Source organism: Arsukibacterium ikkense (assembly GCF_000987775.1).
In the GTDB taxonomy this organism is placed as follows: Bacteria; Pseudomonadota; Gammaproteobacteria; order Enterobacterales; family Alteromonadaceae; genus Alishewanella; species Alishewanella ikkense.
The window spans coordinates 37,921-64,186 of sequence record NZ_LAHO01000021.1 but is presented as its reverse complement, the minus strand read 5'-3'; the positions used below and the strand labels follow the sequence as shown (position 1 = coordinate 64,186).

29 protein-coding genes and 1 tRNA gene are annotated in these 26,266 nt (G+C 48.9%); 6 read left to right on the top strand and 24 right to left on the bottom strand.

Features of this window, described 5'->3' with window-relative positions; translation table 11 throughout:
• The 14 genes from WG68_RS17845 to WG68_RS17780 form a co-directional block, all read right to left on the bottom strand.
• On the bottom strand, nucleotides 1-242 hold a 242-nt coding region (locus WG68_RS17845), incomplete at its 3' end, for a flagellin N-terminal helical domain-containing protein (protein WP_046559084.1).
• Between the two features lie 182 nt (nucleotides 243-424).
• The gene (gene flgL / locus WG68_RS17840) at nucleotides 425-1,657 is read right to left on the bottom strand and encodes a flagellar hook-associated protein FlgL (protein WP_046559083.1); all 1,233 of its coding nucleotides are present in this window, start codon (nucleotides 1,655-1,657) and stop codon (nucleotides 425-427) included.
• A 3-nt stretch (nucleotides 1,658-1,660) separates the two neighbouring features.
• On the bottom strand, nucleotides 1,661-3,682 hold the full coding sequence (flgK, locus tag WG68_RS17835; RefSeq protein ID WP_046559082.1) for a flagellar hook-associated protein FlgK: 2,022 nt from the start codon (nucleotides 3,680-3,682) through the stop codon (nucleotides 1,661-1,663).
• A gap of 35 nt (nucleotides 3,683-3,717) precedes the next feature.
• A complete protein-coding gene (gene flgJ, locus WG68_RS17830) occupies nucleotides 3,718-4,779 on the bottom strand; it encodes a flagellar assembly peptidoglycan hydrolase FlgJ (RefSeq protein ID WP_046559081.1) in 1,062 nt (353 codons plus the stop codon).
• A 1-nt stretch (nucleotide 4,780) separates the two neighbouring features.
• Nucleotides 4,781-5,875, bottom strand: coding sequence for a flagellar basal body P-ring protein FlgI (locus WG68_RS17825; protein ID WP_046559080.1), 1,095 nt, complete (start codon nucleotides 5,873-5,875; stop codon nucleotides 4,781-4,783).
• A gap of 73 nt (nucleotides 5,876-5,948) precedes the next feature.
• Entirely contained in the window at nucleotides 5,949-6,623 is a 675-nt protein-coding gene (gene flgH / locus WG68_RS17820) for a flagellar basal body L-ring protein FlgH (protein WP_046559079.1), read from the bottom strand.
• An 11-nt stretch (nucleotides 6,624-6,634) separates the two neighbouring features.
• Nucleotides 6,635-7,423 carry a flagellar basal-body rod protein FlgG gene (flgG, locus tag WG68_RS17815; RefSeq protein WP_046559078.1) on the bottom strand — a complete coding sequence of 263 codons (789 nt, stop codon included), beginning with the start codon at nucleotides 7,421-7,423 and terminating at the stop codon, nucleotides 6,635-6,637.
• Nucleotides 7,424-7,461: 38 nt separating this feature from the next.
• A complete protein-coding gene (flgF, locus tag WG68_RS17810; RefSeq protein ID WP_046559077.1) occupies nucleotides 7,462-8,208 on the bottom strand; it encodes a flagellar basal-body rod protein FlgF in 747 nt (248 codons plus the stop codon).
• Nucleotides 8,209-8,337: 129 nt separating this feature from the next.
• The gene (flgE, locus tag WG68_RS17805) at nucleotides 8,338-9,693 is read right to left on the bottom strand and encodes a flagellar hook protein FlgE (RefSeq protein ID WP_046559076.1); all 1,356 of its coding nucleotides are present in this window, start codon (nucleotides 9,691-9,693) and stop codon (nucleotides 8,338-8,340) included.
• Nucleotides 9,694-9,718: 25 nt separating this feature from the next.
• Nucleotides 9,719-10,402 carry a flagellar hook assembly protein FlgD gene (locus WG68_RS17800; protein WP_046559075.1) on the bottom strand — a complete coding sequence of 228 codons (684 nt, stop codon included), beginning with the start codon at nucleotides 10,400-10,402 and terminating at the stop codon, nucleotides 9,719-9,721.
• A gap of 10 nt (nucleotides 10,403-10,412) precedes the next feature.
• Nucleotides 10,413-10,835 (bottom strand): flagellar basal body rod protein FlgC, encoded by a 423-nt coding sequence (gene flgC, locus WG68_RS17795; protein ID WP_046559074.1) that lies wholly within the window; start codon nucleotides 10,833-10,835, stop codon nucleotides 10,413-10,415.
• 2 nt (nucleotides 10,836-10,837) lie between these two features.
• Nucleotides 10,838-11,239, bottom strand: coding sequence for a flagellar basal body rod protein FlgB (gene flgB, locus WG68_RS17790; protein WP_046559073.1), 402 nt, complete (start codon nucleotides 11,237-11,239; stop codon nucleotides 10,838-10,840).
• 71 nt (nucleotides 11,240-11,310) lie between these two features.
• Nucleotides 11,311-12,144, bottom strand: a complete 834-nt coding sequence (locus WG68_RS17785; RefSeq protein ID WP_046559072.1) for a CheR family methyltransferase — start codon at nucleotides 12,142-12,144, stop codon at nucleotides 11,311-11,313.
• A 16-nt stretch (nucleotides 12,145-12,160) separates the two neighbouring features.
• Entirely contained in the window at nucleotides 12,161-13,090 is a 930-nt protein-coding gene (locus tag WG68_RS17780; RefSeq protein WP_046559071.1) for a chemotaxis protein CheV, read from the bottom strand.
• 177 nt (nucleotides 13,091-13,267) lie between these two features.
• Here WG68_RS17780 and flgA point away from each other — a divergent pair, with 177 nt between their 5' ends.
• From flgA to flgN, 3 genes are all read left to right on the top strand, one after another.
• A complete protein-coding gene (gene flgA / locus WG68_RS17775; protein WP_046559070.1) occupies nucleotides 13,268-13,978 on the top strand; it encodes a flagellar basal body P-ring formation chaperone FlgA in 711 nt (236 codons plus the stop codon).
• A gap of 77 nt (nucleotides 13,979-14,055) precedes the next feature.
• Nucleotides 14,056-14,385 carry a flagellar biosynthesis anti-sigma factor FlgM gene (gene flgM, locus WG68_RS17770; RefSeq protein ID WP_046559069.1) on the top strand — a complete coding sequence of 110 codons (330 nt, stop codon included), beginning with the start codon at nucleotides 14,056-14,058 and terminating at the stop codon, nucleotides 14,383-14,385.
• On the top strand, nucleotides 14,385-14,819 hold the full coding sequence (gene flgN, locus WG68_RS17765) for a flagellar protein FlgN (RefSeq protein WP_046559068.1): 435 nt from the start codon (nucleotides 14,385-14,387) through the stop codon (nucleotides 14,817-14,819). Before flgM ends, flgN begins: the two co-directional genes overlap by 1 nt.
• Before the next feature lie 29 nt (nucleotides 14,820-14,848).
• Here the strand turns inward: flgN and WG68_RS17760 are convergent, their stop codons facing one another.
• Nucleotides 14,849-15,304 carry an LPP20 family lipoprotein gene (locus WG68_RS17760; protein WP_046559067.1) on the bottom strand — a complete coding sequence of 152 codons (456 nt, stop codon included), beginning with the start codon at nucleotides 15,302-15,304 and terminating at the stop codon, nucleotides 14,849-14,851.
• Nucleotides 15,305-15,488: 184 nt separating this feature from the next.
• On the opposite strand from WG68_RS17760, the gene WG68_RS17755 reads away from it, so the two are divergent.
• Together WG68_RS17755 and WG68_RS17750 are read left to right on the top strand one after the other, a co-directional pair.
• Nucleotides 15,489-16,622 carry a flagellar assembly protein T N-terminal domain-containing protein gene (locus WG68_RS17755; RefSeq protein WP_046559066.1) on the top strand — a complete coding sequence of 378 codons (1,134 nt, stop codon included), beginning with the start codon at nucleotides 15,489-15,491 and terminating at the stop codon, nucleotides 16,620-16,622.
• Nucleotides 16,623-16,722: 100 nt separating this feature from the next.
• Nucleotides 16,723-16,797: transfer RNA gene (locus WG68_RS17750), tRNA-Arg, on the top strand.
• 23 nt (nucleotides 16,798-16,820) lie between these two features.
• On the opposite strand, the gene WG68_RS17745 is transcribed toward WG68_RS17750, so the two are convergent.
• From WG68_RS17745 to rppH, 8 genes are all read right to left on the bottom strand, one after another.
• The gene (locus WG68_RS17745; protein WP_052749159.1) at nucleotides 16,821-17,495 is read right to left on the bottom strand and encodes a FlgO family outer membrane protein; all 675 of its coding nucleotides are present in this window, start codon (nucleotides 17,493-17,495) and stop codon (nucleotides 16,821-16,823) included.
• 70 nt (nucleotides 17,496-17,565) lie between these two features.
• Nucleotides 17,566-18,222: a FlgO family outer membrane protein gene (locus WG68_RS17740; protein WP_052749158.1), complete on the bottom strand. Its 657-nt coding sequence runs from the start codon at nucleotides 18,220-18,222 to the stop codon at nucleotides 17,566-17,568.
• Nucleotides 18,219-18,839 carry a FlgO family outer membrane protein gene (locus WG68_RS17735; protein ID WP_046559065.1) on the bottom strand — a complete coding sequence of 207 codons (621 nt, stop codon included), beginning with the start codon at nucleotides 18,837-18,839 and terminating at the stop codon, nucleotides 18,219-18,221. The genes WG68_RS17740 and WG68_RS17735 overlap by 4 nt, the downstream gene beginning before the upstream one ends.
• Before the next feature lie 92 nt (nucleotides 18,840-18,931).
• Complete coding sequence (locus tag WG68_RS17730; protein ID WP_046559064.1) at nucleotides 18,932-19,765, bottom strand: thymidylate synthase; 834 nt, start codon at nucleotides 19,763-19,765, stop codon at nucleotides 18,932-18,934.
• Nucleotides 19,762-20,595, bottom strand: coding sequence for a prolipoprotein diacylglyceryl transferase (gene lgt, locus WG68_RS17725; RefSeq protein ID WP_046559063.1), 834 nt, complete (start codon nucleotides 20,593-20,595; stop codon nucleotides 19,762-19,764). Before lgt ends, WG68_RS17730 begins: the two co-directional genes overlap by 4 nt.
• 50 nt (nucleotides 20,596-20,645) lie before the next feature.
• Complete coding sequence (locus tag WG68_RS17720) at nucleotides 20,646-21,440, bottom strand: sulfite exporter TauE/SafE family protein (RefSeq protein ID WP_046559062.1); 795 nt, start codon at nucleotides 21,438-21,440, stop codon at nucleotides 20,646-20,648.
• A gap of 76 nt (nucleotides 21,441-21,516) precedes the next feature.
• Nucleotides 21,517-23,775: a phosphoenolpyruvate--protein phosphotransferase gene (ptsP, locus tag WG68_RS17715; protein WP_046559061.1), complete on the bottom strand. Its 2,259-nt coding sequence runs from the start codon at nucleotides 23,773-23,775 to the stop codon at nucleotides 21,517-21,519.
• Nucleotides 23,776-23,821: 46 nt separating this feature from the next.
• Nucleotides 23,822-24,325 (bottom strand): RNA pyrophosphohydrolase, encoded by a 504-nt coding sequence (gene rppH, locus WG68_RS17710; protein WP_019676950.1) that lies wholly within the window; start codon nucleotides 24,323-24,325, stop codon nucleotides 23,822-23,824.
• A 387-nt stretch (nucleotides 24,326-24,712) separates the two neighbouring features.
• Here rppH and mutH point away from each other — a divergent pair, with 387 nt between their 5' ends.
• Complete coding sequence (gene mutH, locus WG68_RS17705; RefSeq protein ID WP_046559060.1) at nucleotides 24,713-25,402, top strand: DNA mismatch repair endonuclease MutH; 690 nt, start codon at nucleotides 24,713-24,715, stop codon at nucleotides 25,400-25,402.
• On the opposite strand, the gene WG68_RS17700 is transcribed toward mutH, so the two are convergent.
• A complete protein-coding gene (locus WG68_RS17700; RefSeq protein ID WP_046559059.1) occupies nucleotides 25,399-26,223 on the bottom strand; it encodes a substrate-binding periplasmic protein in 825 nt (274 codons plus the stop codon). The two genes, mutH and WG68_RS17700, sit on opposite strands and share 4 nt — an antisense overlap.
• Nucleotides 26,224-26,266 lie beyond the last annotated feature (43 nt).

The window sequence follows — 26,266 nt, the reverse complement described above, 5'->3', positions numbered from 1 at the left end:
GCACCTTCGGCAACCTGCGCTAGCGAAATACCGTCATTAGCATTACGGGCAGCCTGGTCAAGACCATTTATCTGACTGGTTAAGCGGTTAGAAATTTGTAATCCCGCCGCATCATCAGCTGCGCTGTTAATCCGAAAGCCTGAAGACAGCCGTTTGAAAGCGATATCCAATGAGTTACCTGAATTGAATAACTGGCGCTGGGCGTTTAACGACGACGTATTGGTATTCACATATAAAGACATGATATTACTCCTGAACCTGGTATCCGCTAGATACCGTGGTTATCACTGTATCTGTTTTAATCTTGATACTTAGTTATCGGAGCCTTTACTGGAAACTTGAATATTTTTTTAAATTTAATTGTGACGGCAAAACAAGCATTAGTGCTGTGCAGCTGCAATTAAGCTACACAGCGTTTTTGGGACTAGCGAATGTAATCAAATAACGATACGCCGGAAACTTTGACGAATGCAGCTGAAACCGCTTCCAGGGCAATTTGCTGCTTAGTGATTTCCGTTAAGGCAGAGGCATAATCAACTTCTGACAGCGCGGCGCGGTACTCCTTATTATTGATGGTTAAGTCAGCATTGGTTTCAAATACGCTATCCAACACATTAACCCGGCCACCGATAAAGGATACCGTACTATCCACCTTAAATGCAGCACTGGTCACCTGGGTTATGGCATCCGCTATTGATTCACTCAAAACACTGCCACCAACGCCAGATTCCAGCACCGAGACAAAATCATTCAGCGTATTCAGAATATTCATTTTTTCTGGTGGATTTAACGAAAAGTCTACCTGTCCGGGAACGGCTGCCGCACCTTCTATAACAATATTCACCCCCTGAAACAGTATGGGCTGGCCTGGGGTAAAAGTACCGGTTACCGCTGGTGTTAAGGCCACACCATCGCGCAGGATTTCATAGTTCGAAGGCGCGGTAAGTACTACATTATAATCATTATTAGCCGGCGTCAGCGGGTCATAATTATCCCGAAAAAACCCATCAAACTGAGTTTGATTACTGACGGTTGCTGAAGCAGCGGTGGCGCCACCGGCGCTAATAACAGCTGGTGTCGGTTTAAAGCGGGCATCGACATTCTCAAACACACTTTTGCCACTATCGTTACTGGACAGGGCGATAGTCGGTGAAATTTGCAATGATTTCTGGCCATTATCACCCTGAAATTCGTATTTCTGCGACACTTCATTAAAGACATAAGACTTACTCTGATCCTGAAAACCAGAGAATATATAACCGCCTTCCGAGTTACGGGTATTCATCAAATCGAATAACTCGACCTGGATATTCTTAATTTCACCGGCAATGGCGGAACGGTCTGCCGGCGTTAGTGCACCATTGCCTGCGGCGATGGCAAGTGTTCTTACCCGGTCCATGGACGTGCGCATATTAGACAGCACAGTTTCTTCTAACGCCAGGTTGTTTTTCAACAACACACTGTTGCTTTGATATTGCTCAACCTGATTTAAGCTTTGATCCAAACCCAGTACTTTAGCGGCGGCGGCCGGGTCATCAGCCGGGCTTAAAATCCGCGTTTGCCGGCTCAATTGGGTTTCAGCACGGCTCAGTTTGGCCTGGGTATTTAAAATACCATTTAAGCTTTGGTCAAACTTCATATTAAATGACAGTCTCATGGCTTACCTCACTGCTGCCAATAATGTATCGAACACGGTTTGTGATGTAGAAATAATTCTAGCAGCTGCGGCATAGGTTTGCTGAAACCGGATCAGATTGGACGCTTCTTCGTCCAGACTAACCCCTGACAGCGACTCATACCACAACGTAGTTTGCTGCAATAACGCTGTACTGGCTTCATCGTTAATCCGCCCCTGGCGGGTCCGCTCGCCTATCGTTCCCACCATAGTGGCATAAGACTGATTGAAACTGTACTCGTTAATTGCATTTGGCACCACCACCGCATTGCGCCGAGTGGTTTGGCCGGTTTGTAATTCAGATAAAATCAGGCCGTTACGGTTGTCATTAAATCCGCCTTCGTTAAATTCAATAGTGTAGGAATCGCCGAAAGATGGCACACCGGCAATATCAAAATCAAAACCGTAGTTAGCCAAGCCGGCCTGGGCTAACACGTTTTGATAAGTACCTGAAGGAAAGCTAGCTACCCCTAATACCGTATTGGTGCTGTCGGTAACCGTAAATTCATTTGAGTTGGTATAGGTTACGCTGTACGGCGGATTACCCGCTAAGCCGGTTGGCGATAGAAATTGCGACGTTGCAGGATCAGTGTTGCTGACCAGCAAATTACTCACCACACCATTACCTAAATTATTAACACTGTATTCCCCTCGCACTGGTGCTGCCAGAGCGATATCTTCTGGCCGGGTGGTCGCCAGCGTAATACCGCGAGCCGAGGTACTGAATGGCTTTAGCAAAAACTGGTCGCCCACTGCCGGTGCGCCGGTGATGTTTAACTGTAAACCGTATAAATCAGTTGGATCAGACGTGGTATTTGCTGAATTAATCGGAGTTGAAAAGTCAGTCACGACATCGATGGCAGAACCCGCAATTACATTGCCCTTGGCATCAAGCGCTTCTAGCCGGATCCCCGTTGCGGTTACTGTTGCTAAAAAGTCATTTGGTGGCAGTTGATTGCCTTTGGATGGCTCGACAGATCCAACAATGAAACCGGTTCCGGTATTACCTCGAAAGTTAAGTGCATTAAACTCAGGTAAGATAAATATGTTTTTACCAATTTGCTGGTTTAAATCCATGCCCAGTTTGTTCTGGGTATTAAAGGCATCGGTAATTGATAAGGCCAGCTGACCAAGTTGTAACTGGGTGGGATCAAGAATCTCTTCCCGAAAACCGACAATTGCGCCCAGCTTGCCACCTAACTCTTTACTGTTAATATCGCGCAGCACATTACTGTTGGTAGATAATTGTAATTGTAACTCTTTGCGTGATGGATCAGGGTTGCCCCGCAGCGCCAACAGCGCAAAGTCACCTTGCTCTACGACTAACGCCTGCCCGGTGTTCATAAACACCAGCTTTTCGCCATTAAGCGCATCCAGCGTCCGGATTTCCATCATTTCTGATAATTTGAGAATGGCAGAATCACGCTTATCAAATAAGTCCAGCGGTAACGGCTTACTGGCACCGGTACCATAGGAGGCAATTTCTTTATTCAGACGGGCTATTTGCCCGATATAATCGTTAGCCTCATTAACATAGATATCCAGCTGTTGATTAATGAAGTTTTCCTGATCCAGCACCAGATTAGATAAAGTATCGAATTTATCAAGTAACGATTGGGCGCTACCAATGATCAACTGCCGGTTAGCGACATTGGTAGGTTCATTGTTCGCAGTCTGTAGTTGCTGAAACAGATTATTAATACCGGTTGCGATACTGTTTGCCGGGTTAGAAAACAGCGAATCAACGCGGTTAGCCTCGCTGAGGTACTGAGCGGCATATGATGCATTCGAGGTGTCTCGACGTAACTGTTTTAAGGTGAATTCGCTGACCAGCCGCTCGGTAGTGCCCTTCCCCACACCCAGGCCGAGGATCTGCGCTTGAAACTCAGTACGCTGGCGCACATAACCCGGCGTATTAATGTTGGCAATATTATTACTGGTGGTGCTTAGCAGGGTATTGCTGGCTAACACTGCCGAGGTACCAATTCGTAACAAGTTATCTGACATAGGTTGCTCCGTCGCCCCATTGGGTGGCTAACATGCTATTCATCGGCGCCATGGCTGAAATCTTGAGTGGTATTTAACTCAGCCCGCACCTGATTAAAGGTTGAGCTTTGATATACCGCCATAATTTTTTTGGCATATTCAGGATCGGTTGCATAACCGGCGGCCTGTAATTCAGTAAAATACGCTGCAGGTTCAGCTGCCACCTCTAACGCTTGCTGATAGCGCGGGCTGGTGCTGATAAAACTGGCATAATCCTGCAAGCTTTGCTCTGGCGAACCATAAGCGCGAAAGCGGGCCTGTTCTTTTTGGGCCACGCCGCCACGAAACTCCAGAGTGTCCACTACTGCACTGTCACCCTGCCAATTGTTATGCGCTTTAATGCCGAATAAGTTAAAACTATTCTCGCCTTTGGCTGTTTTAATCATCCGTTGGCCCCAACCGGTTTCCAGTGCCGCCTGGGCTATCATCGCCATTGGGTCTAACCCTAATGCCTGAGCGGCGTGTTGCGCGGCGGGCAATAATTTACGCACAAATTCCTGCGGCGAGCCAATTTGCCAGTCGGTTTGTGCCAGAGATGCCGTTGCTTCGCTCTTATTTACCGCTTTGTTATTTGCAGCTGTCGGTACACCTGCTGGCAACTGAGCAATGGCTCGTAAGGTTTGGCTGACGCCAGTGCTGAGCTGCATGCTCTTAGTTGCGTTGCTGGTATGCGGCCGCTCTGGTAACGGCTTAAAGCTGGTGGCTCCTGGCATAGTAAGTTCAGCTTGTTTAGTTGTTCGCGCAGCACCAGCGGTCGGATCAAGCTGTTGAACCAGTAAATCAGCCAGGCCCAGCGCACCTTTTTGCGCCAACTCCGTTGCCAACTGACTGTCGTGCATATCCCGGTAAAACTCGGTGGTCTGACTGTTCATCATACCTTCGGCTTCAAAAGCAGCGTTAGCTTTGCGCATACTGGTTAACAGCATACTCATAAAGATGGCTTCAAACTGTTCCGCAGCCTGCCGTAACCCGGCTTTTTCATCGGTTTTCGCAGCCGTTCTAATATTCTGCAGGCTGTTGACGTCATGATAAGACACATGGTTATTAGGCTGGCTCATGTTAGATCACCACCAACTCACCATGGATTGCCCCGGCTTCTTTCAACGCTTCCAGAATAGCCATTAAGTCGCCTGGGGCAGCCCCTACCGCGTTGACGGTGCGAACCAAATCATCCAGAGTGACACCGGGGTCGAATTTAAACATCCGTGAATTTTCCCGGGTAACATCGATAATGCTGTTTTCTTCAATCGCCGTCACCCCTTCACCAAAAGGATTCGGCTGGACTACCTGAGGGTTCTCGGCAATGGTTACCGTTAAACCACCATGGGTAACCGCAGCGGGAAACAGCCTGACATCTTTACCAATAACTATAGTGCCGGTGCGTGAATTAATAATAATTTTGGCTGAGTGGTCAGCCGGGGCAAACTCGAGGTTTTCCAGAGTAGATAAATAAGACACCCGCTGAGACATATCGCGCGGCGCCCTTACCTGCACAGAAGCGGCATCTTGCGAATAGGCAGTATCAGCACCGATGAACCGGTTAATCACCTCGGCCAACCTTTTTGATGTGGTAAAATCGGCCCGCTTTAAGTTAAATGTAATGAAATCACCATTACCAAAGGGGGATATAACCTCGCGCTCGACCATGGCACCGTTCGGAATACGCCCCACCGTTGGTGTGTTAACCAGAATTCGCGAACCATCCAACCCTTCGGCGCCCAGGCCGCTGACGATTAAACTGCCCTGGGCAATCGCATACACATTGCCGTCTAAACCGGTTAAAAAGGTTTGTAACAAGGTACCGCCACGCAGGCTTTTAGCACTGCCAACGGATGACACCGTAATATCAATAGTCTGGCCTGGCTTGGCAAAGGCGGGTAATTCGGCATGTACGGCTACCGCCGCCACGTTTTTGATCTGGCTGCGTTGGCCGGCCGGCATATTAATGCCAAAATTGGCCAGCATGGTGCGGAAACTTTGCTCGGTGAAGGGGCTTTGCTCGCCAGTACCCGGTAACCCTACCACCAGGCCATAGCCGACCAGTTGGTTAGAGCGCACACCATCAATATCGGCCACGTCTTTAATCCGGGCAGCGTGGGCTGGCATGATTGTCAACAGCTGCAGTACTAACCCCAGCAGTGTTATACGAATCATTGATTGTCTTTCGAACATAGCCACAGTGTCTCTCCTAACAAGGTATCAGTTTTCTTAAAACAGCCATGTTATTTTAAAAAGGCCACAGCGGACCATTAAAGAACCGGCTTAACCAACCAGGCGACTGCCCATGATGATGCGCACCGGTGCCACTGTACTCAATACGGGCATTAGCAATTTTATTTGACTCAACGGTATTGTTCACATCAACATCCTGCGGCCGGATCACACCGGTTAAACGGATATACTCTTTACCGGTATTTAAGGTCAGCCATTTTTCACCGCGGATCACCAGGTTGCCATTGGCCATGACCTGCAACACGTTAACCGAAATATCGCCTACCAGGCTGTTACTTTGATCAGCCTTGGCATCGCCTTTGTAATCGGAACTGGAACCCGCGCCAAATTGCAGCACATTACCTGCCACACTGACCGGCCTGCCACCAAGCCCAACCATGGGCTCAACCGACACATTACTGTCTTTTTTAGTTTCGGTTTTAGCTTGTTTTGACGCCTGAGTGCGTTCGCGCAGTACCACAGTAATAATATCGCCCTCCAGCCGCGCCTTATTATCAGAATACAAGCTGTTGGAATGATGCTGCGCAAACAGTGACCCGGTTTTTAACACCGGCCTTGCTGCCGGCTCCGGCGGAATAGGCGAATAGTACGGATCGTCAGCAAACGGCTGCTGCATAGACGAACATGCCGATAGCAGTAAGGCTGATAACACTGCAATAATAGTACGCATAACGCCTCCGCTTATAATTGCTGGATAGCAAAGCCCAGCATTTGATCCACCGATGAAATCACTTTAGAGTTCATTTCGTAAACCCGCTGCGACTCAATCAGGCTGACCAGCTCTTCAGTAACATTAACATTCGACGTTTCCAGTGCACCCTGAACAATAATACCCAGCCCTTCCAGGCCCGGAATGCCCTGCACCGGATCACCACTTGCCGCGGTTTCTTTAAATAAATTCTGCCCCGTAGGCTCTAAGCCTGCCGGATTAATAAAGTTGGTTACCGTCAGCTGCCCCAGCACGGCATTATCTACCTGCCCGGCCAGACGCACCGATACTTCACCGTCTTGTGATACGGTAATACTGGTCGCATCAGGCGGAATAACAATATTTGGCTGTACCTGAAAGCCAGCACCTGACGTCACCAGATTGCCATCACCATCGACAGTAAACTGACCATTGCGGGTATAGGAAATCGTGCCATCTGGCATTAGTACTTCAAAAAACCCGTGGCCCTGAACCATCATATCCAGGCTATTCTCAGTGGTAATCATATTGCCCTGAGTAAAGTTTTTCTGAGTCGCCACCACCTTAGTACCGGCGCCAATCATTAAACCGTTTGGCAGCTCGGAGTTTTGCGACGAGCGCCCGCCAGGCTGATTGACGTTCTGATACAGCAAGTCTTCGAACACTGCGCGGCTTTTTTTAAAACCGATGGTGCTGGCGTTAGCCAGGTTATTTGAAATAACCGAAATATCCCGCTGTTTGGCGTCTAAGCCGGTTTTACTTATCCACAGAGCTGGATGCATCTGCTACCTCCCGGGGCTGTCGCCCATTAATCAGTTAACTAGCCCATGATCCGCAGCAAGGCGTTTTGCTGACGGTCCATATCTTCGGCACTCTTCATCATTTTCACCTGCAGTTCAAACTGACGCTGCAGGCTTATCATATAGGTCATTTCACCTACGGCATTCACGTTGCTGCCTTCGTAAGCACCGTGCAGTAAGCTGACATTGATGTCCGCCGCCGCTAACTGGCCGTCTTTACGCCGGAACAAGCCATCAGTACCTTTGGTAAGATCGGCGTAGACCGGGTTTACCAGTTTAATCCGCGCCACCTCTTCCATGGCATTAGCAGGTGCGCCCTGAGGTAACGCACTTATCGTACCGTCCAGACCTATTTCTAATTTGGCCAGAGGAATGGGCAGCTGAATTGGCCCGTCATCGCCTATGACCGCCCTGCCATTGGCAGTTTCCAGCATGCCGGTTGGGCTTAATTGTAAATTACCGGCCCGGCTATACGCTTCATTGCCATTGGCGTCTTGTACCGCAAACCAACCATCGCCCTGAATGGCAATATCCAGTTCACGGTCGGTCATAATCATCGGCCCTGCGTCAAAGTTTTGACCGGGCTGCTCAGTCATTGCAAACACCCGGGTAGGCAAGCCTTCACCAAACGCCTGCATCGCCCGCGCTTGCTCAAAGTCAGCTTTAAAGCCCACCGTATTGCTGTTGGCCAGATTATTCGCCCGCACGCTGATGCCATGCATATTTTCTTTGGCACCGCTCATGGCGATATATAATAAATGGTCCATAACCTGCTCCGCTTGTTATCGCTGTATACTAGATAAGCAAAAATAGTGCCACTTAGCTTGACCTTGAGCTGATGAATAAAAAAACACCACCCGCAGGTGGTGTATACTCACATGACTACGCCATCAAGCTTAGCGGATCTGCAACACTGTCTGTTGCAGCGTGCTGTTCACTTCCAGCGCCCTTGAGTTGGCCTGGAAATTGCGTTGGGCACTGATTAAATCAACCAGCTCGGTGGTCAGGTTAACGTTTGACTGCTCCAGCGCTGATGCGTTTATCGCGCCAAAAGTCCCGGTATTGCCCTGACCGCCTATAGGCTCACCTGAGGTTAAGCTTTGTTTCCACGAGGTATTTCCCACTTGCTTTAAGCCCTGCACATTAGCAAACCGCACCAACGTCACCTGAGATAAGTAAGAGGAGTCACCATTACTGTAAGTAGCCAGCACCCGGCCAAAGGAGTCAATATCAACCCCGGTTAAATTGCCTACGGTAGTGCCATCCTGGCTCAGGTTGGTAACATCAAACGCGGCCGCATACTGAGTGGGTCTTCTTACCCCTGAAGCATCACGGAAATTCACTACTACGTCAGTTAAAAACTGGGCGCCATTAGTCAGGTAACCATTGTTAGGTTCATTTAAATCTGCAAACGGCAAGCCAATAGTTGGCGCAGGTATGATGTCGACAAAATTACCATTAGAGTCAAACTGAATATTGTTACCCTGGAAGAAGGAATTAGGGTTTCGGGTAGCGGGTGGCACCGGCGCAGGCAATAATGGATTGGCGGTATTATCATCCCAAACCACAAAAGTTTCCCACTCACTGTTGGCCGGTGGCACCGTTTCAAGTTTTCTGAAATAGGTGGTTACGACATGCGACTCACCCAGACTGTCATATACCGTTACCGACGTGGAATGGTTGTATGAAGCCCGATCTGTTGGATCAAACGCTAAGGCAACGTTGGGAGCAACCACTCGCGAATCGAGGTTCATGCTAAGGAAGATATTATTGGTTGCCCTTGGTGCGCCGGCAGAAGTGGGTATCGAAATCGGCTGGCTGGTACTTAAGCTGACTGACTGATTCTCACCGGTTACCGGGTCGACAGTAAAGCCCTGCAAAAAGTTGCCATTGTTATCGACAATAAAGTTGTCTTTATTCAGTTTAAACGCACCAGCACGGGTATAGGTCATATCCTGTGAAAAACGATCCGGTGTGGTGGTAAAAAAGCCCTCACCGGTGATCGCCAAATCCAGCGAGTTATTGGTAAATTGTAATGCGCCCTGATTAAACTGCTGCGCCACCGTTGAAGTTGCTACACCATCACCGACCTTGGTACGTCCGGATGAAAAGATCGATGTAGCGTATACATCTGCAAATTCTGCCCGCGACTCTTTAAAGCCCGTGGTATTAACGTTAGCAATATTGTTTGCCGTGGTATCCAGATCTTTCTGGGCTGCCGCCAGGCCGCTTAATGCTATTTGAAAACTCATAAATCACCTCACCTTAAACGGTTGTTTAACCGTAAGAAACTTCCAGAACATCAGTTAATTTTACTGCCCCTAACCCAATCAGGTTAAGGGTAATACCTTTGCCATTACCGGCCAGGCTGACGCTCGATACCGGGGTAAATACGTGCACCGGTATCGACTCATTCTTGCCATTAAAACTGGCTTCAACTTTAATTTTATAAACACCTGGTGGCATAGGCTCGCCATTGGCATCAGTACCATCCCAGACGAACTCATTTTTACCCAACGCCGGGCTGGCCACATTAAAATTGGTTACCAGCTCGCCATTCGGTTTTTCAATGCTTACCCGCATACTGTCGGCAGCCCGGTCCAGGTTAATATGGCCCCGGGATAAGGTTTCGCCGGTAAACACTATCTGATCAGACTGAGTTAACACGCTGCGCCCAACCAGTGATGAGGCCTGTAACGCCTGATTAGAGGTCATGCTGTCGGCAAAGCCTTTGAAACTTTCGTTTAACTGGCCGATACCATCTGCCATGGTAAAATTAGTCATCTGAGCAATCATCTGATCATTTTCAACCGGCTTGGTTGGATCCTGAAAGGCCAGTTGCTGGGTCAGCAGCGCAAAAAAATCAGATTGGGTCAGCGCACCGTTATTCTTATCCGGCACTTTATTGCCGTTGTCCCAGTACATGCCATCTAGGGCCGGGGATTTATTAATAGTACTCATAGCTTATTCCTTATTGTCCCTGGCCCATGCGTAACGTCCGCATCAGCATTTGCTTGGCGGCATCAGCCGTTTGCACATTAGTCTCATAAGAGCGGGACGCCGAAATCATATTGGCCATTTCTTCCATAATGTTGACATTGGGCTTATAGATATAGCCATTCTCATCAGCCAGCGGATGATTGGGCGCATACTCTACGTTCAGTGGTGCATCAGACTCAACAATGCCTAACACTCTGACGCCGGCACTATCGCCCTGCTGGCGCCGGGCTTCGGATAACTCAGTAGCAAACACCGGATGGCGGCCACGATAGGTTTCTTCAACACTGCTGCTGACACTGTTGGCATTAGCAATGTTGCTGGCGGTGGTATTCATCCGCACCGACTGGGCAGTCATGCCGCTACCGGCGATATCAAACACTTTTGAGATGCTCATAGTTATTGTCCTGTACCGGTAATGGCTTTTTTCAACCCCATAATGCGGTTGTTTAGAAAGGTTAAGCTGGTCTGATACTCGAGGCTGTTTTGCATTACTGCGTTGCGCTCGCGATGAATATCGACACTGTTGCCATCGCCAGTATCAGGTTGATCGGGATTGCGAAATAAGGTGTCTTTGCGCATAGTAGACGCAATATGGAAGTGTTGTTCATGGGTGCGGCTGGCACTTTGCCCCTGGCGCGACTGGGCTAAAGACAGCGCTTGCTGAAAATCAATATCCTTAGCCTTATAGCCCGGCGTATCGGCATTAGCAATATTCTCGGCCAACACTTCTGAGCGCTTTTCACGAATTAATAAAGCGTGGGGGTGCATCCCAAATGCTTTTTCAAAACTGATTGCCATTTTTTTGCCACCTCATTTGCAACTATGGCAAATCAAATGCAAAACACAGGCCAGTTTTTCAGCTGTTACCGTTAAACCTTTTTACGGTAAATAATGCCTGGGTTGCAGCGGATCATTTCGAAGTCATTATTCACGCTGGAAATAGATTCAGATGCCCCCAGAAACAAATAGCCTCTGGGGTTAAGGGATTGGGCGAACTGTTTGATAATCTTGGCTTTTAGATCGGGTGAAAAATAAATAAGTACGTTGCGGCAAAATATAATATCGAACTTACCCAGTAAGGTGTAGCTGTCTAACAGGTTTAAGTGGCGGAAACTGACATTCTTACGCACAAAATCTTTGACCCGCATCATACCGTTGCCGCTGTCGTCAAAAAACTTGCTACGCCGCTCTGGCGATAAACCGCGGGATAAGGCTAAGCCGTCGTACTCTGCCCGCTGACAATGTTCCAGCATAGTGTTCGAGATATCCGTCCCCAGAATATTCAAACCTAAACTAAAAGCACCAGGCCGGCCTTGCTGATACTCCAGTCCGGTCATCGCTATAGAATAGGGCTCCTGACCACTTGAGCTGGCGGCAGACCAGATTTTTAAAGTGCGGCAGCTTTTTTCCAGCTCCGGCAAAATTTGTTTCTTCAATAGCTCATACGGATAAGTGTCACGAAACCATAAAGTTTCATTGGTTGTCATGGCGTCGATCACGGCCGAGCGCAACTGCCGCTCGAACGGGCTCAGGGTTTTACTTACCAGCTCAGATAAGGTAGCAATACTAAACCGCTGCATTAATGGCCCCAGCCGGCTTTTTACCAGGTATTGTTTATTCTCACCCAGCACGATGCCACACTGCTGCTCGAGAAAATCCCGAAACAGTTTATATTCACTTTCCTGCAGCTCTTTATTAGTCACTAGGTACCCTTAGCGCTTATTCTGTATGTAACCACTTTTGCACCGACTCAGCCAACTCATCCGGATTAAACTTGGCGATAAAGTCGTTAGCGCCCACTTTTTGCACCATTTGCTGATTAAACACTCCGCTTAACGAAGTATGCAAAATCACATGCAGGTTTTTTAATTGTGGGTCGAGCTTTATCTCAGCCGTCAGGGTGTAACCATCCATTTCTGGCATTTCTATATCGGATATCAGCAGACCAACTTTTTCGGTCACGGATACACTACATTCCTTCGCCACCTGCTGCAGGTACTGTAATGCTTCACGGCCATTATTAACCAGGTGCATTTTTACGCCCAGCCCTTCCAGCGCCCTTTTAACCTGATTACGTGCAACGGCAGAATCGTCAGCAATTAAAATCAGCCGGTCGCCTAAATCTGAGCTGATACTTGCCGTATCCACCGTAGTGCTGATAGTGGTTGGTGAGGGTGAAATTTCTTCGAGAATTTTTTCGACATCCAGAATTTCAACCAGCTCTTTGTCAATTTCAGTTACCGCCGTCAGATAACTTTGTTTACCGCCGGTACCCTTGGGCGGCGGCATAATGGCTTCCCAGTTGATATTAATGATCCGCTCAACTGAACTGACCAAAAAACCCTGCACCGAGCGATTATACTCAGCAATAATAATAAAGGCGGTACTCAAATCCTCGATCGGCTTACCACCGGTAGCCAGACTTAAGTCAATTACCGAAATTGTCTGGCCACGGATATGGGCAATACCCCGGACAAATTTATTGCGTTTAGGTATAGCCGTTAATGCAGGACATTGCAGCACTTCACGCACTTTAAAGACATTAATTCCGTAACGTTGCCGGCCGGCAAGTTTAAACATCAGCAATTCCAGGCGGTTTTGACCAACCAATTGGGTTCGCTGATTAACAGAATCTAAAATGCTGGCCATCTGCCACTCCTGTTGCCTTTGTTCTGGCGCTATATTTGCATAACTAAACCCAATCGCCAGAATAGGTTGTCTTTGGCTCAGAAACCCCTTTGCAGTTTCTTAACCAAGGCCATTTATTGAAACTGGTTATACCGGCAATGGTATAACTGTTAGCCAGTAAAGCATAGCTGAAACCATATGAAGAAGTACGAAAAATTTTATTTACTCAACTTTATCTTGTTATTTTTTATCAGCAATCTGAGCTGGGCGGATAGTGCTGACCCGGGGCATTATAGCCCGGAACAACTGACTGACATGACAGCACAATGGCTAAACCAGGAACTGGCTATTACACCAGAGGGCGCAATCAAACTAGAGGTAACCCCGCTGGACAACCGGATTGGCACTAAGATTTGTGATGAACAACCCCAATTTAATCGGCCGCAAAACGCCAACAACCGCCAGTTTACGGTAAATATCAGCTGTAATCTGCCGGTAGCATGGCAATTATATCTCCCGGTCAGAATCACAGAAATGGTTGCTGCGGCGACGGTTCGACAAAATATTGCTACAGGTACGGTGTTAACGGCCGATATGTTAGAAATCAGCGAGCGGGAGCGGCGGTTCGTACGCGGCAATCTGGTGACTGACCTGCGTCAGATTGTTGGCGCACGAAGTAAACGCTCATTAAGTAATGGCCAGCTGATCACAATGCAGGATCTTTGCCTTGTCTGTCGCGGGGATGTTGTTACAATAGTGATTGACAATAGTGGCCTTGTCGTTTCGGCCAGTGGTATTGCTGAGCAGGACGGTACGCTTGGTGATACCATCGCCGTTCAGAATCAGCAGTCTGGACGTAAAGTGCAAACAGAAGTGGTCGCTGTTAATCAGGTAAGAGTAAAATTTTAAAAAATTTATTAAAGTTTTTTAAAGCGCAGCCGTTAACCTGAACATAGGGAACTGGTTTAAGGTAAAGAGGTTCTATCATGGCTATAAATATCAATAACCTGCAGAGTAATCCGCAGGTAAAAAACGACAAAGTTGAACAAAATGTTCAGCGGCAGCAAACAACTGTGCAGCAAAATGCTACGCAACAGGCTGCCCAGCAAGGTGCCCAGCGCCAGGATTCGGTATCGATAACCCCGCAGGCCAAGCAGTTTACTAAACTGCAGGAAAAAGCTAATGCGGCCAGTGGTATCGATCAGGAAAAGGTTGATAAAATTAAGCAGGCGATCGCTGAAGGCAAATACAAGGTTAATGTTGAACAACTTGCCCGGCGAATCATGCAATTTGAAGGTGACTTGTTCAAAAAATAATGACTAGCCACTATGAACCTCTGACCACACTGCTGCAACAGCAACAAGCGCAATTGGATGCGCTGTTGCTGTTATTACGGCAAGAACTTGTCGCCCTGGCCAGCCGCGATATTGATACCTTAAATACCTTAACGGCAGACAAACAAAGCTTACTGAATGAAATCCAGCTAACCGACAGCCAGATAGCTGGCAATGATTTATTGCCAAGTGCTAAAGCAGAAGCCTGGTTTGAACAGCACATTGCTGAATTAGATAAGATATTGGCTCAGTGTAAACAGCAAAATGCTGTCAATCAACAGACAGTAGAACACAGCCAGCTAACCTTGCAACGCCTGAAAACCGAATTATTGTCGTCCCAGGGCAAATCTGGTTTAACCTATACCAATAAAGGCAAACCCACTGTTGATAACATGGGTAAAGGTATCAAAGCCTGACATTTGCGTAATTCATCCTTATCTTACAGCTAATAATAATGAATACTTTTTAGCGTCTGACGCGGATAGACATTCTGGTACAAGTGATACACCTGCTGAAAATCCAGTTCTAACTCGGTAAAGTATGCATCGTCCACCGCATAGGTTCTAATCACTTTCGCACCACGGATCACTCCTTGCACTGAAGCACCAAACTGATCGTTCCCCGCCACCATGGCGCTGACACTGTTGCTGCTGTCAATTCTTTGACCATATACCTGCTCGGCCAACTCGCGATACGCTTCTAGCTTGGATGCCCGCATCGCCAGCAAGATTTTCTGGCTGTCTGATGTACCCGGTTGCAATGAAATCGGTGCCATACCTACCGCATGTAACAGCGGAAATACCTCAGGCTTAACCTGGGTATATTCGACATGCTTATCGAAGATCTGGCTGCAGCCAGTCAACAGTAGTGCAGAGAGTGTGATACCAGCTAATTTCATCATGTTACATCCATCATCAGGCTTGCCCGAGTTAATTTAGATTGATCAGCAGATTTAAAGCAAATTCTGCGCCAGTTTCTGGTTAATCCAGCAGACAAGCGTTGCTAAACACATGGCTTGCCAATAAAGGCATAGTTTTTGCTTTATCCAGCTAACCAAGAGAGTTTCAACTAATGATTGGCGAACTATGAAATTATCAATAGTAATAAGTGCCTGTTGTACGGTGTTGTTAAGCGCCCCACTTTATGCCAACTGGTATGAAATGACCGGGCAGGCGCCAATAGAGCAAGGTAATATCAACCAGGCCAAGCAAGCAGCCATTAGTGATGCACTGGAGCGGGCGGCACTGTTTGCCGGCGTGCGGGTAACCAGCCAACAGCAGCTGGTGGCCGGGATAATGCAACAACATCAGCTTAGCCTGGACAGCAGTTCAGAGATCCGGGAAATCAGGCTGCTGAGTGAAAACTACGGCAACGACAGGGTGACGGTTACCCTGCAAGCAGAAATTCTGCCACAGCGCCAAAGTTGCCAGGGCGCAATGCAGAAAAAGCCACTGCTGCTTACTCAGGTAGAACTGGCCGCCCGGCGCGATGCCATTCATGGCCAGCTATTTGAGCTTGGCCAAAGCGCGACCAGTCAGTTAGCCCGCCACCTGCAGGATTACAGCCCGGCACTGTCTGTCAGTAGTGCAGATTACAGTTTAAAACCCGGGCAAATGACCGACAATGTTAACCGCCAGCTGTTCGCTGACGGGCAGCAGTTTGTGCTGCTGACCAGCATCAGCGATTTATCACTGGGTAAGCGCACCAGCCGCTTCTGGCAGGATGATCGCTGGCAGCGCTATTTCGCGCTGGATGTTGCCTTATTCGACTTATTTAATAACCAGCTGGTATATCAGCAGCAATACCGCACCCAGGCAGAATGGCATAGCGATACAAGCGCAGGCAGCAGCCACAGTCAGCAGTTCTGGCAGCAAGCCTATGGCCGGAAAATTGATACTGTACTTAAAGCGGTAGCAAAAGATGTGCAACAGCACACCCATTGTCAGGGTTTGCTGGCTCAGGTCAGCCATATTAACCAGCATCAACTGGCAATGAATAAAGGCTCACGTCAGGGACTAAAGCTGGGCGACACGGTAACAGTAATGCAAATTCAGCGCTTTGCCGGCAAAGATGGCCTGCAAAAACTGCATAAAAGCCCGGTACAACTGAAAATTACCGAAATAAGCACCGATAACGCCTGGGCCAGCGCCAGCACCCCTGCGTTGTTAAGCCATTTGCAAATTGGTGATTTAATCAGTATCGGCAGTGCCAGGTTCTAACTCGGCTGTTCTGATCTGCAACGCTAAAACGGCACACTGTTTTACCGTTCACTTAAGCTATTTATTCTGTTAAACTTTCGCGCGTTAATAACCGCACTCTTGCCCTATAGTTAAATGGATATAACGGCCCCCTCCTAAGGGGCAGTTGCAGGTTCGATTCCTGCTGGGGCAGCCATTTTTATCCCAACAACTTCACTTTTACCATCTGAATGGCTCAGTATCTAACACAAACTGTGGGATCAACTGGCTGGCGCTGGCAAGTACTGCATTGCTTTTTAAATTCATAATACGTACATGCACCATGGCACCGCGCTGGCTTTGTTGCACCGTGCCGCTAAGCACATAATCGATATGCTGGTTAGCAGCAATCTGCCCTGCCCTGTTACTGAACACCTGATCGCCTGCGGCAGTAAGCGTAATACTGCCGGTCAGCTTATGATCAACCATGCTGATGCCATAACGTGGCAGTTGCTGTAAAAAGCGCTCGGCCAGGGCGTTACCCAATGGGTGCAAGGTATCCCGTGCCGGTGATAAATTTGCAAAGCCGGCTACCGCGACGGTACCGTTTGTAAGGGGCGCAGCGCTGTTCTGATACAACTGCATCGCAAGTTCGGCCACGTAATCATCCAGCAGTTTATGGCTGGCATAAAGCCCGCCGGCTTGCGGATAGCTGGCCATCTGGTAGTCAGCAGTGGCTTGCTGCATATCAGTATCAGACGTCAGAATATAAGCGCTAGCCGAGTATGGTTGCGCCGATGGCGCGCTCTGCTGGCTTTGCCAGGGTAATTGCAGCGTGCTGCAGCCGGTTAACAGCAGAGCTGCGCTCAGGCTGGTGACAAATAAGCGGCAAGTGACAAGCAAGGTTTTAGACATAACGGGCCCGATATACTGACAATCTGTTACAGTGTATCGGCCCTGAGTATCACTTCTTTAGGGTAATGCCTTATTTAATCCGCATAACCTGCTCGCCCTGACGGGACACGACGGCCTGCACTATATGGCGTGGAATAAAGGTGCGGGCGGCTGATATCACCCTTTTATTATCAATTTGTACCAGCCGGGCATTCACTAATACTCCTTGCTGATGCGTGGTCAGGGTGCCGGTGACCACATAACGAATAGCCACGGTTTCAGATAGCTCCTGAAAGTTACGGCTTAACACAAAGTCGCCGCTGTCAGTCACTCTGATGTAATCTGTAACTTTGTAATCCAGCACGGGTACGCCAAATTTATGCAGATCGTAAATCATCGCTTCGCTCAGATAATTACTGAATACCGTACCCTGATCTAAGCCGGTGTCTACATAACTAAAGTCCGTTACGCCAAGCTGGCTGTCACTGTCCAGGCTATGCTGCAGCGCCATTAACTCATGCACCAGATTACGCACATAATCGTTTACTGTCAGCAGGGGTTGCTGCGACGGGCTGTGTTGTTCATGGCCTGACGGCGCAGCGTGAGATGGCTGTAACGCAATGCGCTCTGCCCGACTATCCGGTTTGCCCACCTGCCCCGCCACATTTACCGTGCGCTGGGCTGATGCACAGCTGCTCAGCACCATAGCTGCCACTATGCTTACTGTTAACATTACTAACCACTTCATTTGCGCTCTCCTGCCGGGCTTTGCCGGTAAAACATTTCACCACGCTTATTAACCTGTTGCATGCCCCACAATACGTTTGTCGGAATATAATCAGTTACTGCTGCCAGTACCTGTCTGGATGGAATATGAATCAGCCGGGCATTTACAATAATGGCATCTTGCTGCAGGGTATAGGTGCCCGTCAGCAAAGTATTTGCATTGCTTTGACTATTTATTTCGCTAAGCTGCCGACTGAGTGCCTGTTCATAATCGGCTGCCAGCGTCACCTGATTACTCAATCGATACTCATATACCGGATAGCCAAACTGGCGGCCATGCGCCAGCATGCTCTCGCTAAGCTGATTGGCGAAATCACGTTGCTCACTGTTGGCATCGCGCAAGTGCAGCGCTGTTGCCGGTAAAAAGCTGCTTACGGCAATTTGTGGCCGGGTTAGCCAAAGCGGGCTGTCGTCCAGCTGGGCAAACAATTGCCGCGCTAACCGCTCAGTGTAAAACCCCAGCGGCTGGGCGCTAAGCTCAGTATTTGCCGATGTGGCCTGGTACTGGGTTGCGGGTTGAGCGCAGCCTAGCAATACAGCTGGCAACACAGTTAGCAACACTAACCTTGAAAATCTCATATCCACCTCATTGCTGTGGCCTGCATGCTTATGTCATGCCTGTAGCACCACAAAAGCAAGAACCAGGCCAAAAAACTAAAGGGATGGCGCCATTAAATCGCCACTGGCGCCTTAATATGCGGATGAGCCTGATAATTCTCTAAGGTAAAATCATCAATAGTAAAGCCAAAAATATCGGCAACCTCTGGATTTAAGCGCATGGTCGGCAAGGGGTGGGGCTGGCGCGCCAGCTGAGTATTAACCTGCTCTAAGTGGTTTAAGTAAAGATGGGCATCGCCAAAGGTATGCACAAAATCACCCGGTTTTAAGCCACAGACCTGCGCCACCATCAGCGTTAATAAGGCATAGCTGGCGATATTAAATGGCACGCCGAGAAAAATATCGGCGCTGCGCTGATACAGCTGGCAAGACAAGCGACCATCATTCACATAAAACTGAAACAGCGTATGACAAGGCGGCAGAGCCTGTTTACCCATGGCGGCGTTTTCTTTAGGCGAATAGCGGGTGTCGGGTAATACGGCGGGGTTCCAGGCGCTGACAATTAACCGGCGTGAATCCGGTGTGCGCTTAATATCGCTAATCAGCTGGCTGATCTGGTCAACCACCTGACCGTCAGAACTGGTCCAGCTGCGCCACTGCGCACCATACACCGGCCCCAGTTCTCCGGCATCGGTTGCCCACTCATTCCAGATTGATACCCCGTTATCCTGCAGATAACCAATATTGGTTTCACCTTTTAAAAACCATAGCAACTCATGAATAATAGAGCGCAAATGACACTTTTTAGTGGTGATAAGCGGAAAACCCTGCTGTAAATCGAAACGCATCTGGTAACCAAACACACTGATGGTACCAGTTCCCGTGCGGTCCGTTTTTTTGTGTCCATGTTCCAGCACATGGCGCATTAAATCCAGATATTGCTTCATTTACTCCCCCGTGCAGGCACTGCAGGTTTACGGTTAACATATATTATCAGACCCAGACCTATCGCGATCATTGGCAGGCATAACCATTGGCCCATGGTCATGCCGGCTTCTGCAAGTTGACGTAGATGGGCATCGGGTTCACGGAAAAATTCCACGAAAAAGCGAAACACGCCATAGCCCAGTAAAAACACGCCGCCCAGGGTACCGGTAGCTGGCTTTAAACGCCTTACAAACACAATAATAATGAACAGCAAAATGCCCTCAAGCAGCACATGATACAACTGTGATGGGTGGCGGGGAACACCGCCGGCATTAGGGAACATCATCGCCCAGGGCACATCAGTCGTGCGGCCCCAGAGTTCGGCGTTAATAAAGTTGCCCAGCCGGCCGGCTGCCAGGCCTAGTGGAATTAAAGGGGCCACAAAATCGCCCAGCGCCAGGTAAGATTTCTGATGGCGCCGGGCAAACCACAGCATCGCCAGTAAAACGCCAAGTAAGCCACCATGAAACGACATGCCGCCCTGCCAGGTTTTAAATAAATATAACGGTTCAGCCAGTAACTGCTCGAAATTATAAAACAACACATAGCCTAAGCGGCCACCCACTATAACCCCTAAAAAGCCATAGAACAGCAAATCACTAACCTGCTCTTTGCTCCAGCCAGAGCCTGGTTTAGCCGCTGCCCGACTGGCCAGCCAGTAAGCTAAAGCAAACGCCACCGCGTACATCACGCCATACCAATGAATGTTTAGCGGCCCAAAGCCAAACAGAGGCCCAATAGACACTAATACCGGATCGATATTGGGGAACTCGAGATAGGAACTTGTCATACTTACCCTTATAAACGCCTGCCCAATGGCTAAAGCTGAAAAAAACCTGACTAACTGAATACCATTCTGGCCGCGACCAGCATCAGAAACACCCCAAATACCCGTTTAATTGTCAATACAGGCAGGCGCTGCGTCATGGCAGCCCCCCACGTTGCGGTAAATACTGAGGTAGAAACAATACCAATTAATGCCGGCAGATAAATGTAACCCAAAAAACCATCGGCAAACTGGTAGTGTTGCCAGCCGGCAATAACATACCCCAGGGTACCAAACACAGCAATAGCAATACCACTGGCCGCAGCACAGCCAATAGCCCGGCGCATGTCAACCGAGAAATAATTTAACACCGGCACGACCAGTGCGCCGCCCCCGATCCCCATCAGGGCCGCAATACCCCCCAGGGCGGCGGCAATAGCGGCCAGTAGTGGCTTTGCCGGCAACAGCGCCCGGCCAAGCACCGCGCGCGAACCCAGCATGCGCAACGCTAACAGGAATACAGCCACCCCAAAAAATATTTTTAAGGTAGCGCCATCAAGATGATGAGCAACCAAGCCAGTGATCCCGGCACCAATGCCAGCACCAAGCATCACGGTGCCAGCCAGCGACCAGCTGACGTTATTGCGTTTATGATGAGCGCGGATAGACGAGCCCGATGTAATAATAATTGAGGCCAGAGAGGTCGCAATCGCTACCACCATGATTTCCTCGCTGCTAACCACCCCCAGAGCAGGTAATAACACCACCAATACCGGCACGATAACCAGGCCGCCACCAATTCCGAGCAAGCCAGCCAGAAAGCCCGCCAAACAACCAACCAGTGCAGAAATAAGGATTACTGTTAACAAGGTATTTCTCAACCATGAAACGCAGCACCGCACAGCGGGCTGGTTTGTAAAATTTATACCAGAGCGTCGTGTTAACTCAGGCTCTTAGCTGACTCAGCAGCTGCTTGTGTTCCAAAAAGCGCTGCACCTGCTGTTTCACCTGCTTGGGTGACTGGCAGGCCAACACCTCGGGCAGCAAGGCTTCCAACTCAGCGATATTTACCCGCCGTAATAACCATTTAATTTTCGCCAGGTTACTGTTGTTCATACTAAAACGACTATAACCCATTGCGGCCAGCACCAGCACGCCTGCCGGTTCGCCAGCCAGTTCGCCACAAATGCTGATCGGAAACTGCAGTTGTCTGGCCTCTGCTGCCAGCCGGTGTAAGGCTCGCAGCACCGAAGGATGCAAGGCATCGTATAGATTCGCCACCCTGGCGTTATTGCGATCTACCGCCAACAGATACTGAGTAAGATCATTGGTACCCACCGAGCAGAAATCGACCCGAGCCGCCAGCTCAGGTAACTGATACATAATAGAGGGTACTTCAATCATCACCCCGATTTTCGGCTTAGGCAGGGCGATGTTCAGCTCATCACTGACTTCAAAACTTGCTTGTTTAATCAGGCGGATCGCTTCGTCTACTTCTGCCAAATCAGAAATCATCGGCAGCAAAATATGCAAATTATCGACGTTAATGTTCGCTTTTAGCATCGCCCGGATTTGGACCAGGAAAATTTCTGGATGATCAAGCGTCAGCCGAATCCCCCGCCAGCCTAAAAACGGGTTTTCTTCCACAATACTAAAATACGGCAGGGCCTTATCGCCACCCACATCTAAAGTGCGCATCACCACGCCTTTGCCGGCGTAACTATTTAGCACTTTGCGATACAGCTCCACCTGCTCTTGTTCAGTAGGAAAGCGATTTCGCATAATAAAAGGGAATTCAGTACGATACAGACCAACCCCATCGGTGTATTCAGCATTGCTGGTTTCAAGCTCTATCGCCAGACCACAGTTTACCATCAGCTTAAAAGGTTTACCGCAGGCCGACTGTGACGGCAACGCCACCTCTTGCTGATAACGAGCGCTTAGCGCGGCATCTTCGCTGATTAACCGTTGATACTCGGCGCAAATAGCGTCAACCGGCGATAACAAAATATGGCCTTCGTAGCCATCAACGATCACTTGCTGACTTTGCCAATGCAGCAACGGCAACTCGTTAACTCCCATCACTGCCGGGATACCGAGTGCCCTGGCCATAATGGCTGCATGGGAGTTAACCGATCCGCGCAACGAGACAATGGCAACCAGTTGCTCACGCGGCACTTCTGCCAGCATCGTTGCTGTGACATTGTCAGCTACCAGCACTACCTGCTTCGGCAATTTCACCTTGCGCTGCTCAGAATCAAGCAGGTTATTCAGCACACGCTGGCCTAAATCACGAATATCTGTACCCCGCTCGCGCAGGTAAGGGTCGTCCATATCATCAAACTGACGGGCAAATTTCTCTACCACCCGTTTCAGGGCACTCTTGGCGCACCAGCCTTCAGCAATTTGCTGTTCAATTTCCCGCCCCAGGCTGGCGGCATCCAGCAGCTGGTGATACACATCAAATATGGCCAGCGCATCGGTTGGGATATGCCCAGCCATTCGCTCTGCCAGCCGGTTAAACTCAGCCTTGGTGATTTTTACTGACCGGTAAAACAGCGCCAGCTCTTTCTCTGGTTCATCTGATTTTTTCAGGGAGATAGCGTCAAAATCACTCGACGGCTGCAGCACATAGGCCTCACCAATGGCCATCCCCGGTGCACCAGGCAAACCAGTTAACTGGCCGGCCTGCGTCATGGTTGAAGGGCTTTGGCTGGCAGCATCACGCATTTCAGCATTGGCCAACACCGACGCCAGTTGCGCACCAAGCGTAACCAGAAAGGATTCTTCATCTTCGCTAAACACCCGCTCAGCAGACTGCTGAATGGTCAGTACCCCAAGCACTTTACGATGATGAATAATAGGACAGCCCAAAAAGGCCGAGAAACGGTCTTCACTTACCTCTGGGGTAACCCGAAACCGCGGATGCAGCTGAGCTTGTGCCAGGTTGATAGGCTCTTCCCGTTGGCCCACCCAGCCAATTAAGCCTTCAGAAAAACCAATAGCCACCTTACCAACGGCATCCTGGTTTAAGCCGTCGGTGGCCATTAACATAAAATGTTGCTGCTGATAGTCAGCCAGATAAACCGAACAGCATTCTGTGGCCAGTGCTGTTTTAATACTGGATACCAGGCCAGCTAAAGCATTGTCTAGAGCTGGCTCCTGGGCCACATCCTGAACAATTCGCCGTAACTGGCTTAGCATAAGAACCTCATTGTACTGTCGGTTTTGGCACGTTTAATATTTTTTCTTAATACTTTTTCTTAACATCTCTGCGGGTAAAAGGCAAAGCAACCGGGGCAAATTCGCGCATGACTTTACGATACACTTCTCGTTTAAAAGCCACCACCTGCCGCACCGGATACCAATAACTGACCCAGCGCCAGTTATCAAACTCGGGATGCGACGTTACAGCCAGATTTACATCTTCTTCCCGGCAGGTCAAACGCAATAAAAACCACTTCTGCTTTTGCCCAATACACACAGGATTACTGTCTTTACGAATTAAACGTTTCGGAAGTTTGTATCTTAACCAATGTTTGGTAACACTGATAATTTCAACATCTTCAGGCCTTAAGCCTACTTCCTCATGCAGTTCGCGATACATGGCCTGTTCTGGCGTCTCGCCATCATCAATGCCACCCTGTGGATACTGCCAGGAATGCTGGCCATATCTTTTTGCCCAAAACACCTGTCCCTGGGTGTTACAAATTACTATGCCGACATTGGCCCGAAAACCTTCGGCATCGATCACACAAACCTCTAGCGAGTCTAATTCAGCTATAACAAAGATTCTTTCACAAAGTCGCACTTACAGCAAACGGAATTTAACCCCCAGCTCAGCCCTGGGCCTACCCAACTTATCCACATTTGTTGTTTTTATTACCCACCCTATGTGAACTTCTTCACAGCATCTGTGGATAAGGTTGTTGTTAAGTTGCGGATGCTACCAGAATAAGCCAGGGAACCAATAAAACTAACGTCATAACTTTGAACCTAAAATATATAATTACAATAACTTATAAAGATATCCTGCGTAATATTTGATAATGCCGGCTGTGCATAAGTTGGTTTGTTGGGTTTTTAAGCAGCGCCCGCCGTGCAAAAGTGCTAGGGTAGTGTTTTGCTGCAACCGTTGACGATGGCGACATATCCAGTGCACGATACGCTATTAACTACAGAGCAATTACTGCAACGCTGTCAACTGATTGCAGGCTTAACCCTTGGCCAGCTGGCAAACCAGTTACAGGTTAGCGTACCTGCCGATCTGAAACGGGATAAAGGCTGGGTTGGCCAGCTGCTTGAGCTGGCACTTGGCGCAGAAGCCGGTTCTCAGGCACTGCCAGACTTTCCCAATTTAGGTATAGAACTAAAAACCTTACCTATCGATCAGCAAGGTAAGCCGCTGGAAAGCACCTATGTGTGTGTGGCTCCGCTTACCGGTGTAACCAACCAAAGCTGGCAGCAATCCTGGATCTGTCAGAAGCTGCAACAGGTGCTATGGGTGCCCATCCTGGCTGAACGGCAGATACCGGTTGCAGACCGGATTATTGGCTCTGCTTTTTTATGGCGCCCCAATGCGACAGAACAACAAGCATTGCAGCAGGATTGGGAAGAATTAATGGAATTAATTGCGCTGGGTGGTATCGACCACATTCGCGGCGCACATGGCAAGGTACTGCAGTTAAGGCCCAAGGCGGCTGATAGCAAAGCGCTGACCGCCGCCGTTGGCGCCGGCGGAGAGCCTATTCTGACCCTGCCCCGCGGGTTCTATCTGAAAGCCAGCTTTACTGCCGCCATTCTACGCCGGCAGTTTGGTCTGATCATTTAATCCTGATACCGCTGCAAAATTTGCTGATATAAGCCATTTTGCTTAATGGTGGCCAAACCGCGATTAAACTCTTCTACCAGCTGTTCCTCCACTGAGGCTTTACTAAACATCACGTAGACATCGTTATTGCCCAACGTGATCTGATGCGGTTTAATCAGCGCATCTAAACCCTTACGCCGTAAAATTGACGTGGCCACAAAACTATCTTCCAGGAAACCATCAATTTCTTCGTCTAACAAACGGGCCATGTTCATTTCACTGATAATGGCCCCGACAAACTGTGGCCGATACTCTGCAGACGCATACAGCTCAGCGATTTCATCACCGTAATAGTATTCATTAACGATACCCAGTTTATGGCCTGCGCTGATAAAGGCGCGAATATCGGTAACGGCCAGCTCGGCATCATCTCTTCGTACATACAACGAAAATTGTTCCTGCCGATAGGGCTCAGAAAAATAGGCAAAGGCCTGACGGTCTTCAGTTACCGACGCCCCCAGCACAAAATCTATTTTGCCCTCTTTTAGCAGACCAAGCAGTTCCACCCAGCTGCCTTGCACAATATTTAGCTCACACTGCATATTGGCGGCAACCGCGCGCACTAATTCAACATCCAACCCGGTTACCGTATTGCCTACCGTCATATACTGGTAGGGCTCCCAGGCATCAAAGCCCATCGTCAGTGAGCATTGCGGCGGCACGGCTGACATCCGCTGCGCGGCAGGCTCAACAGGAACCGCAATATCAGGAGCAGTGGCAGGTTTACAGGAAACCACCAATGTTAAGATAACGAATGACACTAAAAGCTTGATAGACTTCATAAATCACCTCAGGCGTTATGACTTTATACAAGCTTAGTGCAAG